Consider the following 4,230-nt stretch of genomic DNA (forward strand, 5'->3'; position numbering starts at 1 on the left):
TGCTGATAATATAGTCGTTATCTAAATTGTAGCGAGAGTCAGGTCGCAGCTCTGGCGCACCTTTATCCAAGTCACCTATTTTAAGATCTTTCTGGTAGTAGAGACCTATACCACAACCCAGTATTGCAATAAGCACTGAAATCGGTGCCACACTTGGGTGAGCCATAAATGAAAGTGCGCGCCACTTTTTGTCACCATGAAGTTCAACATGCTTAGCATGCTTCAGGCCACCTTTACTCAAACCAGAGTACGAAACGATCACTGGATGGAGAACAAGGTTGGTAACAATAATAACCGCCACACCTACACCTGCGGCAACAGCGAGATCTTTAATCACGTCAATTTCAATGAACAATAATGTCAAAAAGCCAATCGCATCTGAAAGCAAAGCCAGAATACCCGGCCTTACAAGCTGTCTAAAAGTCAAACGACAAGCCATTAGCGGGTTATAACCATGAGCCTGCTCAACCGCAACCCGGTTAACTATCTGCACACCGTGACTAATACCAATCGCAAATACCAGGAATGGCACCAGTACAGAATAAGGATCTAAACCATAGCCAAGTAAGTTCAATATACCTAGCTGCCAAACCACCGCAATAATAGAGGTAACAATAGGTACCAATGTACCGACCATACAGCGAGAGTAGACAAACAAAAATGTTAAAGTTAGTCCGATTGTAATTAATGCAAAGACCGCAACCGCACTAATCCCTTCGATCAAATCACCAACTTTTTTTGCAAAGCCGATAATATGCACATTAATATTTGGATTTTTTGCTGTGTACTGGTTACGAACTTTGTCTTCTAACTTTAAAGAAAAGTCTTTGTAATCAAGAGGTTCATTTGTTTCTGGATTAATTTCAAATAAGGGGACATATATAATTGTCGATTTGAAGTCATCCGAAACTAATCGGCCAACCTGCCCAGACTTGAGCACATTTTGTCGTAGAACTTCTAGTGACTCATCAGACCCATCATATCCATCAGGAATAATCGGTCCGCCCTGAAAACCTTCTTCAGTAACTTCCACCCAACGGACATTGGGAGTCCATAGAGACTTCATTCCTGAGCGATCTACGCCTGGAAGGTAAAACAACTCATCTGTTATTTCACTCAAGGTCTCCATATACGCTTTGTCAAAGACGTCACCATCTTTAACTGCCACCGCAACGCGTATTGAGTTACCTAGATTTTCCAGATCCTCCCTATTCTCCATCATATTGACGATAAACGGGTGCTCAAGCGGAATTAAACGCTCGAATGAAGCATCCGGTTTAATTTGTGCCGCATTGAAACCCAAGAAAGCCGTAATCAATGCAAATATTGCAAGAATCACAGGTCTGTTTGAAAATATTAGCCGTTCAATGACACTACCTGAACCGACAGCTTTAATCTGCTTGCCTGAAGCGCCCTTATCTGAGTTTGACATCCATCAATCCTCTTAATCTCTAGTCGTTATATCTTATATAATTAGTTATGTTGCCAAAGGCACTTACAAGTTCAAACCGCTTGGAGTGGTCAAGTTAACACCATTTTCCCCTACCAATACCAAGCGCTCTGCGTCGATATAGACTGAAGATGCATTTCCTAATCGATTTTCGCGAATTGTTTCAACAAAAGTTCGTCCCCCATCACGACTTAGAATAACCACGCCGGAATTTCCCACGACTGACACTTTCTTGCTTCCGTCATGAGAAGCAGACATTAGAGTCCCTTCGGTCTTCGTTTCTACTTGCTCCCATGTATCGCCATTATCTTCGGAGCGATACATATTGCCTCGCAAACCAAAAGCCAGTACAACGCCTTCATCCTGTGTTCCGGCGACGCCGAAAAATGACCCGCTATATGGACTATCGAGAGTTTCCCAGGTTTCACCCTTATCGGTTGAGCGGTATAGCACGCCACCCTCACCAACAATAAATAGGGCACCACCCTTAACTTCGTTCACTGCATTTAAGTGAAAGCGGTCAGGGTTTTCAATTCGGCTACCATAGTTCTGCCAGGTACGTCCGCCATCGGAGGTCTTAAACAGAAAACCGTAAGCACCCACTACAAAACCTTCTTTTGAAGAACTGAACAACACATCCAGCAAGGGTTTACTCGCACCAACTTGAGCATCGAACTTCGCATCGTCTAAAGCGTAGCTAGCTTCTTCCAACTCGTATTCCAAGTCTTCCAGCTCATCTTCAGAAGCTGTTTCCATTTGTCGTTCAAACTGCTTCAGACGCTCTTCGGACTGAGTAATAATCATTTGGTTTGCCGAGTCACCGTCAAATTGCTTGACCCAAGTTTCTCCACCATCGCTAGTGTGCAAAATGACACCCGAGTGCCCTACAGCCCAACCGTGCGTTTGATCGACAAAACTTACTGCCGTTAACAATACCGATACTGGTACAGAAGCCTGAGCCCAGCTTTTTCCTTCATCATCAGAATAGACAATATGCCCACGACCTCCGACTGCAACAAGTCGGCTGCCCGCCTTGTCAACATCCAACAAGAGGCTATTCGTTGCCATAGAAGTTTTAACCGCGGGCGTTTTAAGTACATCTTCGACCGCATGAGCAGGAGTTATTAGACTTACAACGCTCAATGAGCTAGCCAGAACACCAACTTTTAACCTAGACAGTAGACTGTTCATTTATCAACCTTGTACATTTGAATATATCCCATCAGACACCCTCAATATTAGACATTTCAACATTAACCACGAAAGCCGCCTATACAATAGCGGCCCATATTCAGTGAATATTAAAACAACACATGCCTATTTTGAGTTTCTTTTTAAGCAAGCTGAAGAGCTCCCTTGCTCTATGTCTATATTTTGTTATCGGCCTCTACGTCTTAATGACGAAGGCTTAAAGTAACGCTTGTTTGGTACCTTATTTTCAAATACAGGTGCCTGTTTTTCTTCTGAGTATAGACCATTCACACTATAACGACGTGCTTGTAGATCGTGATATACATCACCACTGGACCAAACGCCTGGCAACTCATAATAGTTCTTTAAGAGCGCATTACTGACTCGCCAAAGTTCACCACGGTTATCGTACTGATCCACCATAGCAATTCCCCAGCTGTCTTCATCAACATAGAACACACGTTTTTTATAGATATGACGAGCCCCTTTCTTCAAAGTAGCTTCGACAACATGTACACGATGCAGTTCCCAGCGAACATATTCAGGATTTAAGTGACCCGGCATAACCAAGTCATCGTATTGAACACCTTTCTGACCGACCTTATAATTGTTATAAGGAATGAAAAACTCCTTAACACCTTTGTAGTCCCAGTTATATCGATCAGGGGCTCCATTGTACATATCTGTATCATCTGCAGTACGCGTGTTGTCAGACGAAGCAATGGGGGAATCATAAGCCAAGTTTGGAGCACGTCTCACTCGACGCTGGCCTGAGTTATAGTCCCACGCACCTCGTTTGTCTTTAACCTGATCCATAGTTTCGTGAACTAGCAACGCACCACCTGCCAAACGGGCGGGCGCTTTATTGAAAGTCAAAAAGTAAAACAAAATATTGTTAAGCTTTTTAAAGCTGCCTTTAGGGTTATGGAAGTTAAAAAACACTTCCGCCTGCTTGGTAATCGGAGAAAAAGAACCATCTCTCTGAACTGGCACTTCAGTCGAACGCAAGGTTGCAAAAATACCTCTCCATCTAGTCAAATGATTCCACATTGTCTGAAGGGCTTTATCTTCATTCTTTCCATGTAATATTGGAAAAGGAATACCACCGTATGCGTTCTGAATCCCCACCCCGCCTTTGGATAAAGACGATGTTTTGGCATTTTTCTTGGTATTTTCTAGGACCCAATCCGGCATCGAGTGCGAACGATGGGTTGGATATACATTGATCTTGAAGCTACTTGGGTATGCTTCAAACAAAGCATACTGACCTGGGGTCAGATAGTTTTTAAAACCTTTGTAGTTACTGTCATCAATGGTGAATTTGATATCATCAGAGGCAAAAGGGTCGATATGATGCTGCCCTGTCCCCTCATACCCCATTGGGGCTTCGGTAATCCCCCCAGTCCATGCAGGAATAGTTTTATTTTTATTCCCGGATTTTATCGAACCGAACGGCGTTAAAGAATTCCCTAACTTATTAACTTCTTTCGTTGAAACTTTCGCATTTGCATTGAGCGCACCCAAAACCAGCGCTAGCACACTACAAAGCAAAATAGACTTGTTTTTCATATGATTACCTTGAAACACAC

Annotated in this window: 3 protein-coding genes; all 3 read right to left on the reverse strand. The window is 43.1% G+C overall.

Annotated elements, in window-relative coordinates; translation table 11 throughout:
* On the reverse strand, positions 1 to 1,432 hold a 1,432-nt coding region (locus A3761_RS06985; RefSeq protein WP_156491697.1), incomplete at its 3' end, for an RND family transporter.
* Positions 1,433 to 1,495: 63 nt separating this feature from the next.
* A complete protein-coding gene (locus tag A3761_RS06990) occupies positions 1,496 to 2,641 on the reverse strand; it encodes a YCF48-related protein (RefSeq protein WP_068507666.1) in 1,146 nt (381 codons plus the stop codon).
* A 186-nt stretch (positions 2,642 to 2,827) separates the two neighbouring features.
* Positions 2,828 to 4,230: DUF1329 domain-containing protein (locus A3761_RS06995; RefSeq protein ID WP_369808191.1), on the reverse strand; the 1,403-nt coding region annotated here is incomplete at its 5' end.

This window comes from Oleiphilus sp. HI0123 (genome assembly GCF_001635315.1).